Origin of the sequence: Pseudomonas sp. KD5, from assembly GCF_012932895.1 — a bacterium.
Lineage (GTDB): Bacteria > Pseudomonadota > Gammaproteobacteria > Pseudomonadales > Pseudomonadaceae > Aquipseudomonas.
On sequence record NZ_JDWJ01000009.1, the window covers coordinates 141289 to 163106 of the forward strand.

The 21818-nt window shown below is 60.9% G+C and carries 20 protein-coding genes; 7 read left to right on the plus strand and 13 right to left on the minus strand.

Annotated features, from left to right (window positions below; translation table 11 throughout):
* Positions 1–13 precede the first annotated feature (13 nt).
* On the minus strand, positions 14–2296 hold the full coding sequence (locus tag AF70_RS20365) for a heavy metal translocating P-type ATPase (RefSeq protein WP_028939724.1): 2283 nt from the start codon (positions 2294–2296) through the stop codon (positions 14–16).
* A gap of 292 nt (positions 2297–2588) precedes the next feature.
* On the opposite strand from AF70_RS20365, the gene arcD reads away from it, so the two are divergent.
* Together arcD and AF70_RS20375 are read left to right on the plus strand one after the other, a co-directional pair.
* On the plus strand, positions 2589–4082 hold the full coding sequence (arcD, locus tag AF70_RS20370; RefSeq protein WP_028939725.1) for an arginine-ornithine antiporter: 1494 nt from the start codon (positions 2589–2591) through the stop codon (positions 4080–4082).
* 85 nt (positions 4083–4167) lie between these two features.
* Positions 4168–4710 (plus strand): Hsp20/alpha crystallin family protein, encoded by a 543-nt coding sequence (locus AF70_RS20375; protein ID WP_019582052.1) that lies wholly within the window; start codon positions 4168–4170, stop codon positions 4708–4710.
* Here the strand turns inward: AF70_RS20375 and AF70_RS20380 are convergent.
* The gene (locus AF70_RS20380) at positions 4623–5312 is read right to left on the minus strand and encodes a hypothetical protein (RefSeq protein WP_231508966.1); all 690 of its coding nucleotides are present in this window, start codon (positions 5310–5312) and stop codon (positions 4623–4625) included. The two genes, AF70_RS20375 and AF70_RS20380, sit on opposite strands and share 88 nt — an antisense overlap.
* Positions 5313–5603: 291 nt before the next feature.
* On the opposite strand from AF70_RS20380, the gene AF70_RS20385 reads away from it, so the two are divergent.
* Positions 5604–6971 carry an erythromycin esterase family protein gene (locus AF70_RS20385; protein ID WP_026331914.1) on the plus strand — a complete coding sequence of 456 codons (1368 nt, stop codon included), beginning with the start codon at positions 5604–5606 and terminating at the stop codon, positions 6969–6971.
* A gap of 40 nt (positions 6972–7011) precedes the next feature.
* Here the strand turns inward: AF70_RS20385 and AF70_RS20390 are convergent, their stop codons facing one another.
* Positions 7012–7656, minus strand: coding sequence for a dienelactone hydrolase family protein (locus AF70_RS20390; protein WP_028939726.1), 645 nt, complete (start codon positions 7654–7656; stop codon positions 7012–7014).
* The gene (locus AF70_RS20395; RefSeq protein ID WP_155954642.1) at positions 7649–8353 is read right to left on the minus strand and encodes a phosphoribosyltransferase; all 705 of its coding nucleotides are present in this window, start codon (positions 8351–8353) and stop codon (positions 7649–7651) included. Before AF70_RS20395 ends, AF70_RS20390 begins: the two co-directional genes overlap by 8 nt.
* A gap of 289 nt (positions 8354–8642) precedes the next feature.
* Here AF70_RS20395 and AF70_RS20400 point away from each other — a divergent pair, with 289 nt between their 5' ends.
* Positions 8643–9209: a phosphoribosyltransferase family protein gene (locus AF70_RS20400; protein WP_028939728.1), complete on the plus strand. Its 567-nt coding sequence runs from the start codon at positions 8643–8645 to the stop codon at positions 9207–9209.
* Between the two features lie 35 nt (positions 9210–9244).
* Here the strand turns inward: AF70_RS20400 and AF70_RS20405 are convergent, their stop codons facing one another.
* Positions 9245–9796, minus strand: coding sequence for a Spy/CpxP family protein refolding chaperone (locus AF70_RS20405; RefSeq protein WP_032831006.1), 552 nt, complete (start codon positions 9794–9796; stop codon positions 9245–9247).
* 194 nt (positions 9797–9990) lie between these two features.
* A complete protein-coding gene (locus tag AF70_RS20410) occupies positions 9991–10551 on the minus strand; it encodes a nitroreductase (protein WP_028939730.1) in 561 nt (186 codons plus the stop codon).
* A 221-nt stretch (positions 10552–10772) separates the two neighbouring features.
* Here AF70_RS20410 and AF70_RS20415 point away from each other — a divergent pair, with 221 nt between their 5' ends.
* Genes AF70_RS20415 through AF70_RS20425 form a run of 3 tightly spaced genes read left to right on the plus strand, consistent with a single transcriptional unit; the run spans position 10773 to position 15228 of the window.
* A complete protein-coding gene (locus AF70_RS20415; protein WP_028939731.1) occupies positions 10773–11630 on the plus strand; it encodes a polysaccharide deacetylase family protein in 858 nt (285 codons plus the stop codon).
* Positions 11627–12898 (plus strand): putative glycoside hydrolase, encoded by a 1272-nt coding sequence (locus tag AF70_RS20420; protein WP_028939732.1) that lies wholly within the window; start codon positions 11627–11629, stop codon positions 12896–12898. Before AF70_RS20415 ends, AF70_RS20420 begins: the two co-directional genes overlap by 4 nt.
* Positions 12850–15228, plus strand: a complete 2379-nt coding sequence (locus AF70_RS20425) for an exo-beta-N-acetylmuramidase NamZ domain-containing protein (protein ID WP_231508967.1) — start codon at positions 12850–12852, stop codon at positions 15226–15228. Before AF70_RS20420 ends, AF70_RS20425 begins: the two co-directional genes overlap by 49 nt.
* Positions 15229–15242: 14 nt before the next feature.
* Here AF70_RS20425 and AF70_RS20430 read toward each other — a convergent pair whose 3' ends face one another.
* From AF70_RS20430 to AF70_RS20460, 7 genes are all read right to left on the minus strand, one after another.
* Complete coding sequence (locus AF70_RS20430; protein WP_028939734.1) at positions 15243–15521, minus strand: acyl carrier protein; 279 nt, start codon at positions 15519–15521, stop codon at positions 15243–15245.
* 10 nt (positions 15522–15531) lie between these two features.
* Positions 15532–16650, minus strand: coding sequence for a dihydrolipoamide acetyltransferase family protein (locus AF70_RS20435; protein ID WP_028939735.1), 1119 nt, complete (start codon positions 16648–16650; stop codon positions 15532–15534).
* A gap of 46 nt (positions 16651–16696) precedes the next feature.
* Positions 16697–17683 (minus strand): alpha-ketoacid dehydrogenase subunit beta, encoded by a 987-nt coding sequence (locus AF70_RS20440; RefSeq protein ID WP_028939736.1) that lies wholly within the window; start codon positions 17681–17683, stop codon positions 16697–16699.
* The gene (gene pdhA, locus AF70_RS20445; RefSeq protein WP_028939737.1) at positions 17680–18663 is read right to left on the minus strand and encodes a pyruvate dehydrogenase (acetyl-transferring) E1 component subunit alpha; all 984 of its coding nucleotides are present in this window, start codon (positions 18661–18663) and stop codon (positions 17680–17682) included. Before pdhA ends, AF70_RS20440 begins: the two co-directional genes overlap by 4 nt.
* The gene (gene acsA / locus AF70_RS20450; RefSeq protein ID WP_028939738.1) at positions 18660–20423 is read right to left on the minus strand and encodes an acetate--CoA ligase; all 1764 of its coding nucleotides are present in this window, start codon (positions 20421–20423) and stop codon (positions 18660–18662) included. The genes pdhA and acsA overlap by 4 nt, the downstream gene beginning before the upstream one ends.
* Positions 20424–20495: 72 nt before the next feature.
* Positions 20496–21380: a universal stress protein gene (locus AF70_RS20455; RefSeq protein ID WP_028939739.1), complete on the minus strand. Its 885-nt coding sequence runs from the start codon at positions 21378–21380 to the stop codon at positions 20496–20498.
* 175 nt (positions 21381–21555) lie between these two features.
* A complete protein-coding gene (locus AF70_RS20460) occupies positions 21556–21789 on the minus strand; it encodes a hypothetical protein (RefSeq protein WP_028939740.1) in 234 nt (77 codons plus the stop codon).
* Positions 21790–21818: the final 29 nt, after the last annotated feature.

Here is a 21818-nt window from a genome sequence, read left to right on the forward strand (position 1 = left end):
GCTGCACGGCTTTTCAGCGCTTATCAAGGTAACGAAACAACTCTTCCTCCTGATCGAAGTGCAGCCGCACGAGGGTATCCAGGCGGATCAACTGATGCTGGATCTCATCGACAGAAGCTGTTGCAGGGTCGGCACTGAAATCCGTGCTCATGCGCGCCAGCAAATGGATCAGGCGAAAGATCTCGCGGTGGACGTGGCTCATCGCCGACATGGGGTCCTCGCCGGGCAGGCTTTGCGTCAACAGTGGGTACAGAGTGTTTTCGTCGTCCCGTTCATGGCGGGCCAGTGATTCCTGCAGGTTTTTTACCAGCGCCAGCAAGTCGCTCTGCGCTTGCTCGAGTGGGCGCTGGGCGAAGTCGCTTGCCAGTTGATGCAGATCGCTGAGTACCGAAGCGAGCTGGTCGTGTTCGTCTTGCAGGTGATCGATATGCTCGGCGGCCAGCTTGCGTTGGCGCAAACCCGGTAACGGCCCCAATGCACGCAAGGCATTGAAGATGATCACCACGTCAATACCCTCCTGCACCACGGCACCGACCAGCGGCGGCAAGTAGCCGAAGGCAGCTACCCCCATGGCCAGCACCGACATGCCCATGCCGGCCAATACACCTTGACGGGCGATGTGGCGAGTCTGACGGGCGATGTCCAGCGCCTCGACCAGACGGTCCAGACGATCCACCAACAGCACCACGCCCGCCGCTTGCGCGGACGCCGTGGCACCGCTCGCCCCCATGGCCACCCCGACATTGGCCGCCGCCAGGGCGGGGGCATCGTTGATGCCATCACCGACCATCAGTGTGCTGGCGTGCTGGGAGGCATCCTGTACCGCACGCACCTTGTCCCCAGGACTCAACCCGGCACGCAACTCGTCGATCCCGGCCGACAGTGCAATCATCTCGGCGGTTTCCACGCGATCGCCCGTGAGCATGACGATCCGCTCGATGCCTCTGTTGCGCAGTCGGCGCAGGGTTAGTGGAGTTTCCCGACGCAGCTTGTCGGAGAAGATCAGCAGGCCCGCGAGAGCCCCATCCACTTCAACAAAGCTGCCGCTGCACGCCAGGTAATCCATGCGACGCAGCATGGTGGCGGCCCAGTCGCCAACCGGTGATTCATTCTGAACAAAGGACAACGTGCCGAAACGCACCCGCAGACCATCGATCAACCCGCAAAGACCGGAGCCCGGACTTTCCTCGACCGCCTGCGGCACGCTGAGCGGCAATCCACGCTGACAGGCCGCCTCGACAATGGCCTGGGAGATGGGGTGCGTCGAGGCCTGTGCCAGCGAAGCGGCGAGGCCCAGCAGACGCTGCGGATCGAGCGCTCCGTTGGTCTCGATCGATTGCAGACGCGCGTGGCCGCTGGTCAACGTGCCGGTCTTGTCGAGAAACACTTGCTTGACCTCGGCCAGCGCTTCCAGGGTGACGCCGTCCTTGATCAGGATCCCGCGCCGCGCTGCCCTGGAAATACCTGACATGATCGAAATCGGCACGGCCAGAATCAACGGGCAAGGCGTGGCCACCACCATAACTGCCAGCGCGCGCAAAGAGTCGCCACTCATGTACCAGGCGAGGCCGGCAATCAGCAATGTCAGCGGTATGAAGAACAACGCGTAACGGTCGGCCAAACGCACAAAAGGCGCGCGCGATCGCCGTGCGGCTTCAGCCAGGCGCACGACCCCGGCGTAGGTGCTCTGCGCTGCGGTTCGAGTGGCTGTCAGCAGCATTGGCGTACCGACATTGGTCACCCCGCTGGGCAGTAGCTCTCCTTCCAGGCGGGTGACCGGCAATGACTCGCCGGTGAGTGCCGACTCGTCGAGAATCGCCGTGGGGCTGAGTAAACGGCCATCGACCGGTACCACTTCCCCCAGGCGCACAAGCAGCGTCTGATGCGGTTGGATCTGCTCGACCGGAATCTGTCGTAAATTGCCGTTCTCCTGCAGCCAGGCAACGCGTGGCGCCCGGTCGACCAACGCACGCAGTTCGCGTTCGGCGCGTTGTTGGGTGAAGAACTCCAGGATGCGCCCCGACGCCAGCATCAAGGCAATCACCGCCGCCACCAGCGTCTGCTGAAAAAACAACGCGGCGGCAATCGACAGCAGAGCGATCAGGTCCACACCCGCCTCGCGCCGGGCCAGGCGCCTGACAATCTCGACGAGCAGCACCAGGGCCATCACCAGACTGCCCGCGGCCCAGCAAATCGATGCCCAGTCAGACTTGTGAGCAAGCTGCGCAATGCCCCCGGCCAGCAGGGTCAGGGTGGTGAGCAGCAATAAAACCGGGTCCAGCCACTTACTGAACATCGATGTGGGTTCCTCAAGAAACGCTGCGCAGCCCTCGTTGTACAAATCTCTGCGACTCATCGCCGTCATGGGTAGAGCTTAGGTCTCGAATGCCCGACATGTTCGCTGCGCGCTATCAATTGAAGCCTCGTCTGGCGTTAGCGCAATGGCCGCCGCGGGACAAAATCGCTGTGTGCTTTCTTTCTGATTTAAATCAAACAGCCAGGGGCCGTTCACGTAGACATTTAGAGTCAGCGTTCAAACCGCCGTATCTGCGGTCAGCGCTCATTCTTTCGTTTCGTGGAGGCCTGACATGGCGACTCATCTGCACGGCACGCAACCGATTCTCCCGCCGACTGCCCCCCAACCCCTGGCCGGCAGTTGGCGACAACTGGAGCCTAAACGCCTGTCCCTGAGCCTGCTGACGGCTCTGGTGATCGGCTCGATGATCGGCAGCGGCATTTTCAGCCTGCCGCAAAACATGGCCGCCAGTGCGGGTGCCGGTGCCATCCTGATTGGCTGGCTGATCACCGGCGTCGGCATGCTGTCGCTGGCCCTGGTGTATCAAACCTTGTCCAGCCGTCAACCGACCCTGGACAACGGCGTGTTTGCCTACGCCCGGGCGTTGGGCGGTGAGTTCCTCGGCTTCAACTCCGCCTGGGGTTATTGGATCAGCGCCTGGGTTGGCAACGTCAGTTACATGGTGATTCTGTTTTCCGCGCTGAGTTTTTTCTTCCCGCTGTTTGGCGAAGGCAACAACAAAGCGGCGATTGTCGGGGCGTCCGTGGTGCTCTGGTCATTGCACTGGATGATCCTGCGGGGCATGCGCACCGCGGCCAAAGCCAACGCCCTGACCACACTGGCCAAAGTCGTGCCCTTGCTGCTGTTTATCGGGCTGGTGATCGCGGCCTTCCAGCGTAAAACCTTCATGGTCGACTTCTGGGGTTCTCCCGCACTGGGCAGCACGCTGGATCAGGTCAAAAGCACCATGCTGGTGACCGTCTGGGTGTTCATCGGGATCGAGGGTGCCAACGTGTTTTCCGCCCGAGCGGCAGAACGCGTCAATGTCGGCCGTGCCACCGTTATCGGTTTCGTCATTACCTTGTTGCTGCTGATTGCGGTGTCCCTGTTGTCGCTGGGCATTCTCGGACAACCGGAGCTGGCGACCCTGAAAAACCCTTCGATGGCGGGCGTACTTGAGGCAGTTGTCGGGCCGTGGGGCGCGATGCTGATCAGCATCGGCTTGATCATTTCAGTCGGTGGCGCCCTGCTCGCCTGGACGCTGCTGGCAGCCGAATCGATATTCACCCCGGCCAAGGAAAAGGTCATGCCGGGTACGCTCGCCATGGAGAGCACCCGTGGCGTGCCCGCCAATGCGCTGTGGATCACCAACGGCTGCATACAACTGTTCCTGCTGCTGACGCTGTACTCGAGCGCCACTTACCTGACCCTGATTTCCCTGGCCACTTCGATGATTCTGCTGCCGTACCTGTTCAGCGGTTTGTACGCATTGAAACTGACCTGGCAGGGCCAGACCTACGCCGGCCACCGAGGCCTGCAACTGCGCGACATGGTCATTGCCTCGGTCGCCACGCTGTATTGCCTGTGGTTGCTGTATGCCGCTGGGCCTAAATACATGTTGCTCAGCGCTTTGCTCTACGCCCCCGGCTCGTTGATTTACCTGGGCACCCTGAAGACTCGTCAGGGACAAGCGCTCAACGGCCCCGAGACGGGACTGTTGATCATTATCTGGGTGGCGGCAGCCATCGCCGGCTGGATGTTGTGGTCCGGAGCACTGGCCTTGTAAGGGCGAGTGCCGGGTTGTTGTTTTGTCGTGGTGGGCCGAAACCAATGCTCGCGGCTCACCTTATTCGCCAAGAGGAGAAAAGAAAATGAGCAACTCCGTGAAGAAAGTACCCGTTCATACCGAAGCGAAAACCGCTCCGCGCCCAAAGACAACTGAACTGATGCGCCCCTTCGAAAAGCTTCGGCAACAGGTCGACCATCTGTTCGAAGACTTCAGTCTTGGCTCGGGGTTGTCGCTGTTCAACCGTGGACTGTTCGATGTCGCCCCCCTGTGGGACCGGGAGTTGATCGGTCAGAGCATGCCTGCGGTAGACATCGTCGAGAAAGATAAAAGCTTCGAAATCACTGCCGAACTTCCCGGCATGGATCAGAAGGACATTGAGATCAAACTGTCCAATGGCAGCCTGATCATCAAAGGGGAAAAGCAAGAAACGAAGGAAGAAAAAAAGAAAGGCTACCATCTCAGCGAACGTAGCTATGGCTCCTTCGAACGGATGTTCAACCTGCCCAAAGAGGTGGATGCCGATAAGATCGAAGCCAGTTACAGCAAAGGCGTACTGAGCATCTCGCTGCCGAAAAAGCCTGAAGCCCTGAAGGCTGACAAGGTCGTGCAGATCAAAGGCAACTGAGTCCCGGGCAGACCCGCCCCTTGTCGGGAAACCGACAAGGGGTTTTTTATGGGTGCCAGACAAAATGTCCGGATGGCTGATGAACTGCGTGGTGACATCCACCGAGGGCGCTGCCGCCACCAGAATATCGATGTCGCCGACGGTGTCGCGCATGCGTCGCAGGCTTCCGGAAGTTGCTGCGCAGTTTCGATACCCAGGTCGTGATAAAGGTTTTTGACGCGCCTGGGTCCTAACCCGGCAATGGAAAGCAGCCCGACCAGCCCGGGTGGCAATGTCGAACGCAAGCGTTGACGTAGCGAGCAATCACCGGTGGTCACGATTTCATTGATCTTGCCGGCAAGATCAACCCCGATCCCGGTCAGTTTGGGTAGCGGCTCGCCACGAGCGAGGTTTTTCGCCACATCAAAGGTCAGCGCCCTCAGGGTCCGTGCTGCATTGCGGTAAGCCCGGATCCGGAAGGGATTGGCGTCCTCGATGTCCAGCAGATCAGCGATTTCATCAAAAACCGCAGCGATATGATCGTTGTCGACCACCTGACTGCCGCTGGTCGGGGGCGGCAAGGCCGACGAAGGTGCCTGGAAAGGCGCGACAGCGTGCTTCATGGCATGACTCCCATCGCACACGCTTCATGAAATCAGCATTACCGATCCAGACTTCCCGGCATTGATATAGGTCAGACAGCAACCGGACATTCATCGGCCATTTTGTGCACCGACTATTGATAAAACTCAAATGCTCGACTGCATTCAGGCGTAGGAATGATTGAAGAGGCGGTACAGGCCCGCGACGTCGAATGGATCGAAAACAACCCCGTGCGAGCCCTGCCCTGACAGTCGACGTGATGCCGCGCCGCATCGCACGTCGGGCAATCCACCCTTAGGGGGATGACGTTCATGAACACACCTTCCCAAAACATGCTGAACCAGCTGTATGGCACGCATACCCACATTGACGAAGCCTCCATCGTCCCGCTCTTGCGCCAATACGCCGAACCCCTGCCGGAACTGAATTCACCGGCCTTTGGCGAAATGTTCGACCGCTTCGCCGATGCGCGCGTGGTGATGATCGGTGAAGCCAGCCATGGCACCAGTGACTTCTATCGGACCCGGGCGGCGATTACCCAACGGCTGATCGAGCAACACGGATTCAATATCGTGGCCGTTGAGGCAGACTGGCCGGACGCGGGTCATGTAGACCGTTATGTCAGAGGGTTGGCGCGCTCGGCCTGGACGCGGCACATTTTCAGCCGGTTCCCGACCTGGATGTGGCGCAACACCGATGTGAGAGCGTTCACCCATTGGCTGCATCAGTACAACCACCAACACGCACCTGAACAGCGCGTCGAGTTTCGCGGTCTGGACGTTTACAGTTTGCGCAACTCCATCCATGAGGTGCTGAGCTATCTGGACCGTGCCGACCCGCAACTGGCACACGAAGCACGGCGTCGCTATGGCTGTTTGACCCCGTGGCAGGATGATCCTGCGCTGTACGGCCACTTCGTCGAACGCGACGGCATAATGCCCTGCGAGCATGCGGTGGTCGAACAACTCAATGCCATGCTGGCCGAGCAACTGGCCGGGGATATCAAGGATGATGAAGCGTTCTTCGATGCGACCCAGAACGCCCGGGTCATCCAGGCGGCGGAACAATATTACCGAGCGATTTATCGAGGTTCGACAGCCTCCTGGAACCTGCGCGACAGGCACATGTTCGACACGTTACGTGCGTTGCTCGAACACCGCGGTCCGCAAGCCAAGGCCGTGGTGTGGGCGCACAACTCCCATATCGGCAATGCGGCCGCGACAGAGATGGGTTGGAAAGGTCAGTTCAATATCGGTCAACTGTGCCGCAATGCCTATGGGCGCGATGTGGTTCTGATCGGCATGAGCACCGACCGTGGCCAAGTGGCCGCGGCTGACGACTGGGATTGCGAGATGCTCATCAAGGACATCCGGCCGTCCCGGCCAGACAGTTGGGAGCGCAAGTTCCTCGACGCCGGCGTCCCGGCTTCATTGACCGACTGGCGGGATCCACAGCGAAAAGAGCTGCGGCGGGCCCTGTCCAAACCGCTGCTGGAACGGGCCATCGGTGTGATTTATCGACCCGCCAGCGAGCGCAGCAGCCACTACTTCGAGTCAGTGCTGACCGAACAATTCGACGCCATGGTCTGGATTGAACAGACGCAACCGGTAACCGCGTTGCCCCTGCCAAAAAGCCAGGCGCTGGAACCGGAAGACGAAACCTTTCCATTCGGCATATGACAGGCATCGGACGGTGGTCGTCTGCGTGGGATGACTACCGTCACAAATACTGCTCGAACCAGTCGCCGGCCAGTCTGGCGACTTCTTCGAGGGTTCCTGCTTCCTCAAAAAGATGTGTCGCGCCCGCCACCACTTCCAGCCGCTGTTCGCACTGCAGGGCGCGACTGCTTTGCACATTGAGATTGAGCACCACCGGATCCAGCTCACCGACAATCTGCAAGGTCGGCGCCTTCACGCGGGACAACGCCGCTCCGGCGAGGTCGGTCCGCCCTCCCCGGCTCACCACCGCATGCACCACGTCCGCCCGCTCGGCCGCTGCCAATAGTGCCGCCGCAGCACCGGTGCTTGCGCCGAACAATCCCATCGGTAGCGGTTGCAGTTCGGCGTCCCGACCAATCCAGTCGATCACCTTCACCAGTCGGTTGGACAGCAGCGCAATATTGAAACGCAATTCCCGGGTCTGGTTATCCAGGTATTGCTCTGGCTCTGTGAGCAGATCGAACAGCAACGTGCCCAACCCCCGCTGAGCCAGAGACAGCGCAACTTGTTGATTACGCGGGCTTGAACGACCACTGCCGCTGCCATGAACGAACACCACCAGGCCGCCAGCGTGCGCCGGCAGACGCAGGTCGGCAGACAGCTCCACGTTCCCCAGGTCCAGTTTTCGATAGCGAAGCTCAAACATCGGAGTTCTCCTGACCGGAAGCACTCGTATCGGATTCTCTGCGCCAGGCCCGATGCAAAAGATCGATGACTTCTTCGTCCGAGGTCTGGGAAAAATTCAAATACCAATTGCCGATCGACATCAGCCATTCGGGGGTGAGCGGGCAGATCACCTCATCGACTTCGCTAAACAGCGCCTCTACCGTCTCCGGTGGCGCCACCGGCACGGCGACGACAATACGCGACGGTGCTTGCAAGCGCGCCGCCTGGACCGCTGCCATCATTGAGGCCCCGGTCGCCAGGCCATCGTCGACCAGAATCACCACCTGATCCTTGAGCGCCAAGGGGGCACGCGAGCCCCGGTACAAGCGCTCGCGACGCAACAGCTCCTGGGTTTCCCGTGCCACCACGTTATCGAGCGTGCGCTGATCGATACGGTTCGCCCGCAGCGTGTCGTCATTGACGATCTGGATACCGCCACTGGCAATCGCGCCCATGGCGAACTCCTGATGGAATGGCACCCCGAGCTTGCGGACCAGCATCAGGTCCAGGCGAACCTCCAGGGCCGTGGCAATTTCATAGGCAACCGGCACGCCGCCACGGGGCAAGGCGAGAACGATGACATCGGGTCGATGAGCGTATTTGAGCAGCGGCTCCACCAGCCTTCGACCGGCATCAACCCGGTCACGCAGGAGGGTTTGCGTTGAGGGACCATGAATCACTTGAAAACCTCCCCAGGCGATCACACCTGTCGGTTCGTATCACACAGCCTTGACCTCTCCACGTCCTTGCGGGATCAAGCATCAGTTTTCATTAAAAGTCCTCCGCTGGAGTCTCCTTGTCGTTGATTTTTATCAAGCTCGCGCGCAAGGCCAACCCTGTCCGCGCAAGGGCCCGGGCATTTCATTTCGCCGTTGTTGATCAATATCAATCAGGCTGGGGCCCAATGGATTACGTTGCCAATAGTGGACAGCGCCGCCCCGCAGCGGCGCTCTATGGGAGACTGTCATGCCGACCTTATTTGCGAGCCCGCGATTGCGCCTGTACGACAGCGATGAACTCGATTCGGTGCTGCAGGCAATGGCGCGCCAGGCCGCTGCACTGTTGCCATCCACTCAAGTGGCACTGATTGGCATCCAGCGCCGCGGCGAACCTCTGGCGCAGCGTTTACAACAGCATCTGTCACATCAGACCGGCCAGCCAGAACTGCCGCTCTACCCCTTGAAGGTCAAGCGCTATGCCGATGACCTCAAAGTGCTGCATGCCCACACCGAACTGACCGAAAACCCGCTGCTGGGCGAGCTGGACCTTGCCAGCACCACCCTGCTCGTTGTCGACGATGTGCTGTTCGAAGGCCATTCACTCCTGCGTACCTGCGCGTATCTGGCGCAACTCGGTGCTCGTCGGGTCTACACGGCCGTATTGGTCGACCGGCACGTCTGCCAGCAGCCGATCCATGCCGATATCGTCGGCGTGCATCTGCAAGTGGCCGCCACTGACATCGTCGAATGCAACGTGCCCCCTTACGAAAAGGAGTTCTGTATTGAAGTCTGGCGGCATGGCGCCGCGCGATGACGGCGCGACATGCGTAATCGAACAGTGAGTAGCGCTTACTGTTTACTTTTTTCGTCCTGGTCGCCTTCCATCATTCGTGGTCTGAACATGTGCATCGGCATCTGCCAACGGTCATTGCCGTAGAGCCGGTGATGCACCACCGTCCAGAACAGATCGAAAATGGTTTTCTGCTCAGCATCCAAAACCTCGTAGAAAGTTTTGGTACGCACCAGCGCAGCATCCATGCGCTCCAGATGCGCCTCCATCCACTTGGTTTGCTTGCGCAAACGCTCTATCTCTCTGGCCATTCTTTCGGGGGTCGTTTCATTCATCGACGCCCTCTTCATGCTCACGCTTTCATCACGTTCGGCCTTGGCCTTTTCCTGATGCTGATTGGCGTCCGCCATGACCCCCGTGGCCCAGGTATCCCAGGCAGCCATTTGTTCCGGCTTGAGATTGAGCTTGCCTTTGAGATCGTCCAGGGTCTGTTGCGTGTATTTGACCCAATCGAAATCCTGAAAACGATGATACATGCCACCTTGCGCAGCAGACGTCGGCGGGTTGGCGAAGACGCTGGTAGAGGGCACCAGCAACAGGCTTGCCGCCATTAACATGCATTGGCCGATCAGGCTTGATCTGTTCATTTCAGTTCATCTCGATACCGTGGGTTGATTCGAGAATAGGAGTCGGCCTGGGGGCGTATCTGATCCACATCAGAAAACAGGCAGACCTCCGGGCAAGTGGATAAACGGTCGAGCTACCCCGTAAGAGGAGCGGCCAACAATCGTTATCCACGGTGCTGTCACCCAATCCAGCGGATCACGGGTTCATTCCGGGGCACGGGCGCGGGGGCAGATTTCGGGTGACCCACGATGATCGGTGCCACTGGCGTCCACTCGGTGGGAAGGCCAAGTGCATGCTTTCCTTGCGCAGTACCGAGAAACCCCTGGGCAAAACCGATCCAGCAACTACCCAGCCCTTCAGCGTAGGCCGCGAGCATCAGGTTCTCGGCAGCCAGTGCGCAGTCTTCGACGACCCACTGACCCGGCGCGGTTCCCGAAATCAGGATGAGTACCGGCGCGTGGTAGAAGATTTGATAGTTCTCATCATCGAGCAACGTATGGAAGTGCTCGGGCTGGGCCTCGGGGGGTATCGTCGCCAACAGGTGAGCCTTCGCTTCGCGCGAGACCCGATCCAGCAGGCTCTGGTCGCGTATGACGGTAAACGTCCACGGTTGTTGGTTCATCGCGCTGGGCGCCTGCGCAGCGGCACTGATCAAACGACGAATGATGTCTTCATCAACCGCTTCTGTCGTGTACTCCCGTGTCGAGCGACGGCCCAAGATCGCCTTATTGATGTTCATGGGGGGCATACCTCAAAAGAGTGTCATATCCTTTATAAAGTCATCCGCCCACGAGGGCTTGCTGTTGATCTAAATCAAATCAAGGCACAACCGGCCTCCCGTTTTGTCTGACGACTCGCCCCCCTCGGAGCGGACCACATTGCGCGAAATTGATCTGCACCAGATAGACGATGAACGCTCAATACACACTGCAAGCGTCTGGCTCGCGCAGGAGCGCTGACATGTGCGGGAAAATCATGGCGTGTATCGGTGGGAGTGTCGCGTTCCGGCTGCTGATCCGCATCATGCTGACAAGCGTCTGCGCACTGGCCTGGAGCACGGGTGGCGCCGCACAGAGCGCCGCACAGAACGTCGAACCACGCGTCACGATCCTCGTTTACCACCGTTTCTCGGACACGGCGGACGACTCGATGACCGTGCGCATGAGCACCTTCGAAACCCAGTTGCGCGTCCTGCGCGAGCACGGTTATCACATTGTGTCGCTGCGCGAGGTGGTCGACTGGCTGCGCAATCCCGACGCGACATTAGCGTCAAAGCCGGTGGCGATCACCGTCGACGACGGGCACCGTTCGGTCTTCGACAAACTGCTGCCCATCATCCAGCGCGAACGCTTTCCGGTGACCCTGTTTATCTATCCATCGGCCATCTCCAACGCGTCCTATGCGCTGACCTGGGAGCAGTTGCGAACCCTGAAGCAGACCGGGCTCATCGACATCCAGTCGCATACGTACTGGCATCCCAATTTCAACGTCGAGCGCAGGCACCGCACGCCGGCGGATTTCCAGCAATTCGTCCGAACCCAACTGCAAAAATCACGTCAACGCATCGAGTCGCAAACCGGTGCGCAGCAGGTCGACATGCTCGCGTGGCCGTTCGGTATCTATGACGACGAGTTGATCGCACTCGCCTCCGACGAGGGTTACGCAGTGGCCTTCACACTAGACGCGCGCAAGGCCGACCGGCACGCACGACTGCTCGCCCTGCCGCGCTTTCTGATGAGTGATGCCTACGGCGCACACGCGTTCGCGCAGTTGCTCGGTGAACCGGACACTCAGCCGACCGCGGGGAACCCGCGATGACCGTTATCCGCGCATTGAGGCGCTATGCGATCCCGGCGCTATTCGTCGTCACGGCCCTGCTGACCGGGCGAAGCGCACTGGCCGTCACCGGTGTCGTGCTCGACTCGAGTACGCAGGACCCGCTCGCCGACGCAATCGTCACGACATCGGCCGGCGTGATGCGTACCGACGAAAACGGGCGGTTCGAGACGGCCGAGGCGGTCGAGAGTGTCGCCGCCCGCGCCCCTGGGTATTTGCGCACCGAGGCCAAAGTGAGCGACGAAACGCCTGTGACGCTCGCCCTGACCCCGTTCCGCCCCAAAGCGGTCTATCTGTCGGTGTTCGGCGTGACCAGTTCGACCCTGCGCAACAACGCTGTCAGCCTTGCTGAAAACACCGAGATCAATGCATTGGTGATCGACGTCAAGGGTGACCGTGGCCTGACGCCCTATCGCAGTGCGGCGCGCGAGGCGATCGGCGCAACGGCCCACTTGACCACACGGGCACCTCAGATGCGCGACTTTCCGGCGCTGCTTGCCAAGCTACGCGCGCAACACCCGTACCTGATCGCGCGCATCGTGGTGTTCAAGGACGATCCATTGGCCAGTGCGCATCCAGAGTGGAGCGTGCACACCGCTGACGGCCAGCCGTGGCGGGATCTCGAAAAGCTGCAATGGATGGATCCGTTTTCGCACGAGGTCTGGCAGCACAATCTCGATGTCGCCGAGGAGGCCGCGCAGATGGGTTTCGACGAGATCCAGTTCGACTATGTGCGTTTTCCCGACAAGAGCGGGCTACGCTTTGCCCTCCCCAACAACCGCGCCAACCGGACCGCGGCGATCATCGGTTTTCTGCAGGCCGCACGCGCACGACTCGCCCCCTACAATGTATTTGTCTCCGCGGACATCTTCGGCTACGTCTGCTGGAACCTCGACGATACGGCGATCGGCCAGCAAATCGAACTGCTGGGCGCGGAGCTCGACTACATTTCGCCAATGCTGTACCCGTCCGGTTTCACATGGGGGCTGCCGGGCTTTACCAACCCGACAGCCGACCCCGGCCAGATTGTCAGGCGTACCCTGGCGGAGGCGATGAAGCGCACCCACCTGCCGGGCGTGCGCTTTCGTCCCTGGTTGCAGGCCTTTCGTGACTATGCCTTCGATCGTCGCCCGTTTGACGCGGCCGCGATCAGTGCTCAGGTTCACGCCGCCGACGCAGCCGGCACCGATGGATGGATGTTATGGAACCCACGCAATCACTACGAGGCCGCCGATTTGCCACAGCGCTGAAGCGCTGGGCGATGCTGCTTGGCCTGGCGATGGCGGCGCACATTGCATGCGCCGCTGATCTCGATGCGACGACGCGCCTGCAAGCCGCACAAATCGTCGAGGGCCAGATCGCCACCGGACGCGTTCCAGGGGCTGTCGTCCTGATCGGTGATTCCACGCATGTGTTCTATCGCCAGGCCTTCGGACAACGCACGACGACGCCCCCCCGCGAGCCGATGACGCTGGACACCGAGTTCGATCTGGCATCGCTGACCAAAGTCATCGCGACGACCACGGCTATCCTGCAACTGGCCGAAACGGGCCGCATCAACCTGGACGCCCCCGTTGCACGGTATTGGCCGGCCTTTGGGGCGCACGGCAAAGAGGCGGTGAAGGTGCGTGAACTGCTTGCACACACGTCCGGGCTGCGCCCAGATTTGCCTGGGCGGCCACCCGGTGCGGGCCGCAAAGGTGTGTTGAGCGCCATCGCGGCGCAGCGGCTGCGCAACGCGCCGGGTGCCCAAGTCATTTACAGTGACCTGAATTTCGTGGTGCTCGGCGAACTGGTCGAACGCATCACCCACAGCTCGCTCGACGCCTATTGCCAGGCTCACATCTTCGGGCCGCTGGGCATGCGCGACACGGTTTTTCTGCCGGATACCCTGCGAGCGATACGCAGCGCACCGACACTCGCCACCAAGGCTGGTACGCTCCGGGGGCGCGTACACGATCCGACGGCGCAATGGATGGACGGTGTATCCGGTAACGCCGGGCTGTTTTCCACGGCGGACGACCTTGCGCGTTTCGCGCAGATGGTGCTGAACCAGGGACGCGCAGGCAGCCGGCAGATTCTGCGGCCAGCGAGCATCGCCGCCCTCACGAGCGCCGCTTCGCCGCTCGACAGCGTGCCGTGGCGCGGCCTCGGCTGGGAACTGGCCGCACCGTTCGTATCGAACCATGATCGTCTGCCGCCGATTGGCGTCATCGGCCATACCGGATACACCGGCACGGGGCTGTGGATTGATCTGGTGACCCGCCAATTCATCGTCATCCTGAGCAACCGGGTGTATCCCGATGACCGCGGTGACGCTCGCCCGCTTCGTGCGCAATTGCTTGCACTGATGGCCAGTCGCGGGGCACCTGCGAACAGCGCGCAAATCGGCCGGTTGCTGCCCTCAGCGTTGCCGGCGCTGCGTGCCGCCGATCGCCTGCCCACCTCGACGGGCCCGGTGCAGACAGGCATTGATGTGCTTGAGGCACAGCAGTTTGCCCCGCTCGCCGGCCTGCGCGTGGGCTTGATCACCAATCGCAGCGGATTCGATGCCAAAGGCCGACGCACCGTCGACGTCCTCGCCCATGCGCCAGGCGTCAGACTGGTGGCGCTGTTTTCGCCCGAGCATGGGCTGAACATCGACGTGGACGAACGAGTCGGCGACACTCGCGACCCGGCGACGGGCCTCACCGTGCACAGTCTCTACGGCGCAACGCAGCGCTTCCCGGCCGGTTCGCTCAAAGGGCTGGATGCGCTGATCTTCGATATTCAGGACGCCGGCGTGCGCTTCTTCACCTATGAGACGACACTCGGCTACGCACTCGAAGCCGCCGCGGCGCAAGGCATTGCGCTGTTCGTGCTGGACCGGCCCGACCCGCTCGGCGCACAACGTTTCGGCGGCCCGGTGATGGACAGTCGCCGTGAATCGTTTACCGGCTATTTCCCTGCACCGCTGCAGCCCGGCATGACCGTCGGCGAGCTGGCGCGTCTATTCAATCGCAACAAGCACATTAGTGCGGATCTGCGCGTTGTGCCGATGCAGGGATACCGGCGCACGATGACCTTTGCCGACACCGGGTTGGGATGGGTGCCGCTCTCGCCAAACCTGCGCACGCTCTCCCAGCTGGACCTGTACCCGGATGTCGGTTTGCTCGAAGGCGCGAATCTGAGTGTGGGGCGCGGCACACCGCACCCGTTCGAGTGGGTCGGCGCGCCGTGGATCGACGCGCCCCGGCTCGCAACCGCGCTGAATGCGTTTGACGTCGGCGCGCATTTCGAGCCGGTCGACTTCGTCCCCACCGAATCAAACTGGCACGGTCGGCTCTGTCATGGTGTGAGCATCACCCGCCTTTCAATGCCTGCGCAACGCCCTGTAGCCAGCCTTGGACTGACCCTGCTCGCCACCTTGCACACGCTCTATCCCCACCTACTCGACCTGGCGGCGACCCGTGATTCAATCGGCTCGCAAAGCGTGTGGCAGGCGATTCGCGATGGCGCGACACCTGACGCGGCGCAGGCGCTCGACACGGTGCCGCTTGCGCGCTTCGCGCGGCTACGGCAGGAGAACTTGCTGTATTGACCTGCCCGGCAGCGTCATCGACTACCTATCGATGGCGCCTGTCCGCCGGTTTTTTTCTTTTGCATCAAATAGGCGACGAGCTTGTCCAGGGTGTCCACCTGTTGGTAATCGATTTCAGGAATGACCACCCCCAGGCTCCGATTCAGGGCCTCGATGAGGCGAAGCCAATCCATGGAGTCCAGATCAACCTCCTCGCGTAGCGGGCGGTCAGCGGGTAATTGCTCGGGGTCGACTTCAGGAGCGATGCTCTTCAACGCGTTCAACACCTGATTACGTACCGATAGCGGGTCCATGGGCTCACCCTCACAAGTTCTCTGGGGTTTGTAACAAACGACGGACTTCCCCCAGAAAGCGTGCGCCGTAGTGACCATCGCTGACCCGATGATCGGCTGACAAGCTGCTGACGACGGTGGGCATCACACACAACTGGCCATCTTTGACCCAGGGCCGATCTCCGATACGGCCGAAACCGACCAGGGCAACCTGGGGCGGGTAGATCACCCCCAGTACGCTGTCTACGCCCTGATCGCCGAGCTGGGTGACCGTGATGCCGGCGCCACCCAGTTCGGAGCTGCGCAGAGAACCGCTGCGGGCGCGCTCCACCAGGCTGGACAGTTCACTCATCAAATCGGTCAAGGACGTGTCGGCCACATGCCGCAGGACCGGGGCGACCAACCCGCCCTGGCGCAAGGTAATTGCCACGCCAAGGTCTGTATCGGCCGCCGGTTTAAAGCCGTTGTCCTGCCAGGAACCGTTGAGTTGTGGATAGTCGCGCAAGGCCAACGCCACCGCTTTGAGCAACAAGACACCGGGTAACAGACGCTCCGGCAGTGGGCTTTGCGCGTTGTGTGCCTGCAGCCAGGCCATGGCCTTATCCAGGGCGATGGTTTCGCTCAGGTAGTAATGGGGAATCTCGCGTTTTGAACGACTCATCGCCGCCGCGATCGTACGACGCATGGCCTGGTTACGGTCGGGCTCCGGCGCCACACGGGCGGCGGCTTCGACATCTTCCAGGGTCACCACGCCGTGTGGACCATGGCCCTGCAACTGACTGGCATCGAGCCCCAGTTCGGCCGCGCGCTTGCGCGCTGCGGGGGAAATCTTCGGCCGCTGCGCAGAAAGGTTTTCCACCTCACGCGGCACAGGCGCGGGCGTTGCTGTCCGTCGCACGCTCTGCGGACTTTCACCCGGTTCCAGCAACTGCGCGATGGCGGTACCGACAGGCACTTTGGCGCCGACATCGATCAGCAGTTGCAACACCGTGCCATCGTGCCAACACTCCACATCGATAGCAGCCTTGGCCGTATCGACGACGGCAATCACCTGACCACGCTTGACCGCATCACCGGGATGGACTTTCCATTCCAGCAACGTGCCTTCATCCATATCGGCTCCCAGCGATGGCAATTTGAATTCGATCATGGTTGCCCCTCCTGGCCCGAAACCTGGACGCGGTAAATGCCTGTCATCACGTTGCAGTCCCCTCGCACAGCTCATGCGCGGCGGCGACGATCGTCGACACTTGAGGCAGTGCGGCTTCTTCAAGATGCCGGGGATAAGGCATCGGCACTTCGGCGCTGCACACCCGCGCCGGTGGTGCATCCAGTTCGAAAAAGCCCTGTTCGACGATCCGCGTGATGATTTCCGCCGCCAGGCTGCCGCTGCGCCAGCCTTCATCGACGACGAGGGCGCGGCGGGTTTTGCAAACCGACGTCATGATTGTGCTGTCATCCAGAGGGCGCAGAACCCGCAGGTCGATGACTTCACAATCAATCCCCTCCCCGGCCAGTTGCTCAGCCGCCGTCAGGGCTTTGCCGAGGGTGCCGCCATACGTAATCAGGGTCAGGTCCTTGCCGACTCGGCGGACCTTGGCGGCACTGATATCCAGCGCCTTCCAGTCGCCGGTATCACCCTCCATGTTGTAGAGCTGGGCGTGTTCGAAAATCAGCACCGGGTCCGGATCCAGCAGCGCAGGCCAGAGCATGCCGCGTGCATCCTCGACGGTCGCCGGGGCGAGAATTTTCAGCCCTGGGATATGCGCATACCAGCCTTCGAGGCTGTGAGAGTGTTGCGCCGCAAGCTGACGTCCCGCGCCCGTCGCCATGCGCACCACCAGGGGAACCGAGAATTGGCCGCCGGACATATGCCGCAGGGCAGCAGCCGTGTTCATCAGAGGATCGAGGGCGAGCAGGCTGAAATTCACGGTCATGATTTCTACAATCGGCCGCATGCCCCCCAGCGCCGCCCCGATACCGGCCCCCACGAAGCCCAACTCGGACAACGGCGCATCTCGAATGCGTTCCGGGCCGAATGCTTCAAGCAGCCCCAAAGAGACGGCATAGCTGCCACCGTAACGGCCGACGTCTTCGCCCATCAGAAACACCCGAGGGTCCCGTTGCAACGCTTCACGCAGGGCCTCGCGCAACGCATCGCGGTAGGTCATGCGAGTGCTCATGGCGCGGCCCTCGGGGTGTAGACATCGCGAGACAGATCCTCCAGCGGTTCCAGGCTGGCGCTTTCGGCATAAGCGATGGCGGCCTCCACTTCAGCGTCCACCTGGGCCAGAATCGCCAGAAAACCGGGTTCGTCCAACAGGCCTTCGGCCTTGAGCCGGGCACTGTAGGTGTGAATCGGCCCACGGGTCTTCCACTGCTCCACCTCGGCCTTGTCGCGATACAGCTGCGGGTCGAACATCGAGTGGGCGCGAAACCGATAGGTACGAAACTCCAGGAAAAAAGGCCCGCTCCCTTGCCGGATGTGTTCAACCGCCTCACGGGTGGCTTCGTACACCGCGACCACATCCATGCCATCGACAGACCGGGTCTGGACCTTGTACGCCGAGGCTTTGGCACACAGGTCGGTTTGCGATTGCGAACGCTCCAGGGCCGTGCCCATGGCATAGAGGTTGTTCTCGCAACAAAACAGCATCGGCAACTGCCACAAGGCGGCCAGGTTGATCGACTCGTGAAACGCTCCCTCGGCCATGGCACCTTCACCAAAAAAGCACGCGGAGAGCCGCGATCCACCCTGCATACGCTCGGCCAGCGCCAGGCCGACGGTGAGTGGCAAGCCGCCGGCGACGATGGCATTGCCGCCGAAGAAACGTGTACCGGCATCGAACAAGTGCATCGAACCGCCACGCCCTCGCGAGCAGCCTTCCTGACGCCCGTACATCTCGGCCATGATGGTCTTCATGGGCACTCCCTTGATCAGGGCATGGCCATGTTCGCGATACGTCGCGACCACCGCATCGTCGGCTGCCAGCGCATGCAGAGCGCCGACCGCCACCGCTTCTTCACCGATGTACAGGTGCAGGAAGCCACGGATCTTGCCCTCTCCATACAGCTCGCCGGCGCGCTCCTCAAGGCGACGGATGCGCACCATGTCCCGCAGCAAATCGAGAGCAAAGTCTTTGGGCAACGATTGAAGACTCATGACGGATTCTCCAGGCTGGAAGTATCGCCCTCCGGCAAACCCAGCTCCCGAGCCTTGAGCAGACGTCGCATGAGCTTTCCGCTGCGGGTGTGCGGCAGTGCCTGGATGAATGCCAGTTCCTTTGGCGCGACCACGGCACCGAGACGCTTGCGTCCATGGCCCAGCAATTCATCGTGCAGGGCCGGGCTGGCGGTGAATCCGCTCTTGAGCGAAACAAACGCCTTCACGGTTTCACCCAGCAGAGGATCGGGCTTGCCAATCACGGCAGCCTCGGCCACCGCCGGATGTTCCATCAGTGAGCTTTCTACCTCGAACGGGCCGATAAGGTGCCCGGCCGACTTGATGACATCGTCGCCGCGGCTAACGAACCAGTAATAACCGTCGGCATCGCGACGCACCAGATCGCCACTGAGGTACCACTCACCGACGAAGCTCTGTCGATAGCGCTCCTCTTGCCCCAGATAAGTACGGAACATGGCGGGCCACGGTCGTTTCAGAGCCAGTTCACCGACTTCATTTGCCTCGAGAAACACCAGCGAACCGTCCGCCTTGCGCTCGACGATGGCCGCCTCGACACCGGGCAACGGTTTGCCCATGGAGCCCGGTTTAATGGCCATCGAGACCGTGTTGGCAATCATGATTCCGCCGGTTTCGGTCTGCCACCAGTTGTCGTGGATCGGCAGCCCCAACACCTCTTTGCCCCACCAGACAGCCTCGGCATTGAGCGGCTCGCCGACACTGGCAATAAACCGCAGGCAGGGAAAGTGATGGCGGCGCGCCAAGGCGTCACCGGCTTTCATCAAGAGGCGAATGGCCGTCGGTGCCGTGTACCAGACCGTCACCTGTTGCTCTTCGAGAATCCTGTACCAGCGTTCGGCATCGAATTCGTTGCCCTCGACCACGCTGGTCACCCCCATCAGCAGCGGCGCGAAAATCCCGTATGAAGTCCCCGTGACCCAGCCCGGATCGGCGCTGCACCAGTAAATATCTTCAGGGTGTAAATCCAGGGCGTATTTGGCGGTGACCCTGTGCGTCAGCGCGGCGCCGTGCACATGCAACACGCCTTTGGGGGTGCCGGTCGTGCCGCTGGTGAAGTGTAAAAGTGCGGGGCTGTCGACCGTTGTCCGGGCGATGTCAAAATCGTCAGCGGCTTCGGCCAGCAATCGATGCACGCTGAGGGTACCCTCAACGGCGTTCGTATTCCCACCCTCGGCGTCATACAGCAGCACATGCTTGAGTGCCGGCAAATGCTCACGAACCGCCGCGATCTTGCGTCGATAAAGAGTTTCGCTGGTCAACAGCACGCTGCCTTCACCAAGACGCATCCGGGTTTCGATGGGCTCGGGGCCGAACGCGCAGAATAACGGCGAAACCACGCAACCGAGCTTCAAGCCACCGAGCACGCCCAGATACAGCTCCAGCCCTTGGCCACAGAGCACAAACAAGCGTTCGCCGGGGGCCACGCCCAACGTTTTCAGCACATTGGCAAAGCGGTTGGTCAGCGTACTCAGTTGTCCGTAGCTGATGTCGCGGTGCCCGCCATGGCGATCGAGTATGCGCAACGCAGTATGTTCACGCGCCCCTCCCATCGCATGCCGATCCACCGCCTCATAGGCGAGGTTCATGCCGCCCCCTGGCAACCCGGCCAATTCGAGCGCTTGAGCCTGCCATGAAAAGGCTGCGCGGGCTTGCTCGCTGTCCAGCCAATTGGGCTTTGTCGGCAAACGGGTGAGTTGCTTTTTGATCATCGGCAAATGCATGGGCTTCACCTCAACGGCTGTTCATCACAACTCGTCACCCAGGGGTGTGATCAACCGTGAACGGGACTGTCCCTAGACCGCCAGGACGCTGCATGGCACCTGATACAGAATATGTTCGGTCGTGCTGCCCACCAGTTTGTTCAATCCATGGGACTGGACTCTGCCCATCACGATCACGTCCACCTGATTTGCCTCGGCAAACTCACTCAGCGCCGAGACCGGGTGCCCCAGAATGAAATGCCGACGGTCAGAGGCCACACCGTACCGACCGGCCAGCGCCAGGAACGATTTTTCCAGTTCCCTGCGCAGCTGCTTGGTCAGCTGCGACAGAGTCAGGCCACCGCCGCCCATATCGCCCAGATAGTCTGTCGTGTCGCAGGCGTACAGCAAGTGCAACTCGGCATTGCACTGCAGCGCAAGGCCATTGGCCTGCTGGATGATCCGGTCATTCAACTCTTTGTCGGCATCGGTACCCGAAGCGTCAACGGCGGCCACGATCTTGTGCGGCAAGGTATGGCCACCGCCGCCCACCAGATAGACCGGCACCGGGCAGTGGCGCAGCAAGTGCCAATCCAGCGGGGTGAAGAACGCGCGCTTGAGCGCCGATTCATGCTGAACCTCCTTGATCAACAGGTCGGGCTGCATTTCCGTGACGTGATCCAGAATGTCCTGCTGCAGGTCATCGGCCCAGGCCACTTCTGCCGTCACCTCGATCCCCAGGCCACGGATATTTTTTGCCTGATACTTCAACCAGTCGCGGTGGTCCTGCAAGTAGGTCTCCCGCGCCGTTTCCCGCACGCCCTCTTCAAGCAGCGACAGAATATCCAACGACTTTATCAAGGCAGCGATATGCAAACGTGCCCCGCTGGCCTTGGCCAGGGCCGCCGCATGTTGTATCGCAGGAGACTGGCGCAGGGCCGGGTTGATGATCAATAACAACCGTTGATACTGGCTCATGATCTGACTCCAGGCAGGTGGGCTTCAACGCGTCATGGCCTGTTGCGAGGGCGCGGTCGGTGCGCCCTCGCTGGACCAGGCACCAGCGTCAACCCAGAGTCCTCCGTTGGAATCGCTTTGGCGTTGATATAAATCAAATACCTTCGCCGGGCAGGCTACCGGCAGCAGCCCTCCATCATGAGTCGCTCTTGCTGATGGTTTTCAACCATTCCTGGTGGGCTTGACGGTATTTGTCATCCGCCAGTTTTTTCGCTGCAGAAAATCGCTGTATCGTCTGGGTCGAAACAGGCTCACTCAACAACGCATAGGCTTGTTTACTCAGTTGGTCGGCCTCAGCAAAGAGCACCGAACATCGATTGATTGATTCAGAACAGGCAGAAAATTGTGTCGTTGAATCATTGGCGATCATGGTCGTACTCCTCCCGCAAGTACCAGTAA

What these genes read in the sequence shown, in the direction of transcription:
- AF70_RS20365 (WP_028939724.1), bottom strand. Translation starts at nt 2,296, where the DNA reads ATGTTCAGTAAGTGGCTGGACCCGGTTTTATTGCTGCTCACCACCCTG.
- arcD (WP_028939725.1), top strand. Translation starts at nt 2,589, where the DNA reads ATGGCGACTCATCTGCACGGCACGCAACCGATTCTCCCGCCGACTGCC.
- AF70_RS20375 (WP_019582052.1), top strand. Translation starts at nt 4,168, where the DNA reads ATGAGCAACTCCGTGAAGAAAGTACCCGTTCATACCGAAGCGAAAACC.
- AF70_RS20380 (WP_231508966.1), bottom strand. Translation starts at nt 5,312, where the DNA reads ATGAAGCACGCTGTCGCGCCTTTCCAGGCACCTTCGTCGGCCTTGCCG.
- AF70_RS20385 (WP_026331914.1), top strand. Translation starts at nt 5,604, where the DNA reads ATGAACACACCTTCCCAAAACATGCTGAACCAGCTGTATGGCACGCAT.
- AF70_RS20390 (WP_028939726.1), bottom strand. Translation starts at nt 7,656, where the DNA reads ATGTTTGAGCTTCGCTATCGAAAACTGGACCTGGGGAACGTGGAGCTG.
- AF70_RS20400 (WP_028939728.1), top strand. Translation starts at nt 8,643, where the DNA reads ATGCCGACCTTATTTGCGAGCCCGCGATTGCGCCTGTACGACAGCGAT.
- AF70_RS20405 (WP_032831006.1), bottom strand. Translation starts at nt 9,796, where the DNA reads ATGGCGGCAAGCCTGTTGCTGGTGCCCTCTACCAGCGTCTTCGCCAAC.
- AF70_RS20410 (WP_028939730.1), bottom strand. Translation starts at nt 10,551, where the DNA reads ATGAACATCAATAAGGCGATCTTGGGCCGTCGCTCGACACGGGAGTAC.
- AF70_RS20415 (WP_028939731.1), top strand. Translation starts at nt 10,773, where the DNA reads ATGTGCGGGAAAATCATGGCGTGTATCGGTGGGAGTGTCGCGTTCCGG.
- AF70_RS20420 (WP_028939732.1), top strand. Translation starts at nt 11,627, where the DNA reads ATGACCGTTATCCGCGCATTGAGGCGCTATGCGATCCCGGCGCTATTC.
- AF70_RS20425 (WP_231508967.1), top strand. Translation starts at nt 12,850, where the DNA reads ATGGAACCCACGCAATCACTACGAGGCCGCCGATTTGCCACAGCGCTG.
- AF70_RS20430 (WP_028939734.1), bottom strand. Translation starts at nt 15,521, where the DNA reads ATGGACCCGCTATCGGTACGTAATCAGGTGTTGAACGCGTTGAAGAGC.
- AF70_RS20435 (WP_028939735.1), bottom strand. Translation starts at nt 16,650, where the DNA reads ATGATCGAATTCAAATTGCCATCGCTGGGAGCCGATATGGATGAAGGC.
- AF70_RS20440 (WP_028939736.1), bottom strand. Translation starts at nt 17,683, where the DNA reads ATGAGCACTCGCATGACCTACCGCGATGCGTTGCGCGAGGCCCTGCGT.
- pdhA (WP_028939737.1), bottom strand. Translation starts at nt 18,663, where the DNA reads ATGAGTCTTCAATCGTTGCCCAAAGACTTTGCTCTCGATTTGCTGCGG.
- acsA (WP_028939738.1), bottom strand. Translation starts at nt 20,423, where the DNA reads ATGCATTTGCCGATGATCAAAAAGCAACTCACCCGTTTGCCGACAAAG.
- AF70_RS20455 (WP_028939739.1), bottom strand. Translation starts at nt 21,380, where the DNA reads ATGAGCCAGTATCAACGGTTGTTATTGATCATCAACCCGGCCCTGCGC.
- AF70_RS20460 (WP_028939740.1), bottom strand. Translation starts at nt 21,789, where the DNA reads ATGATCGCCAATGATTCAACGACACAATTTTCTGCCTGTTCTGAATCA.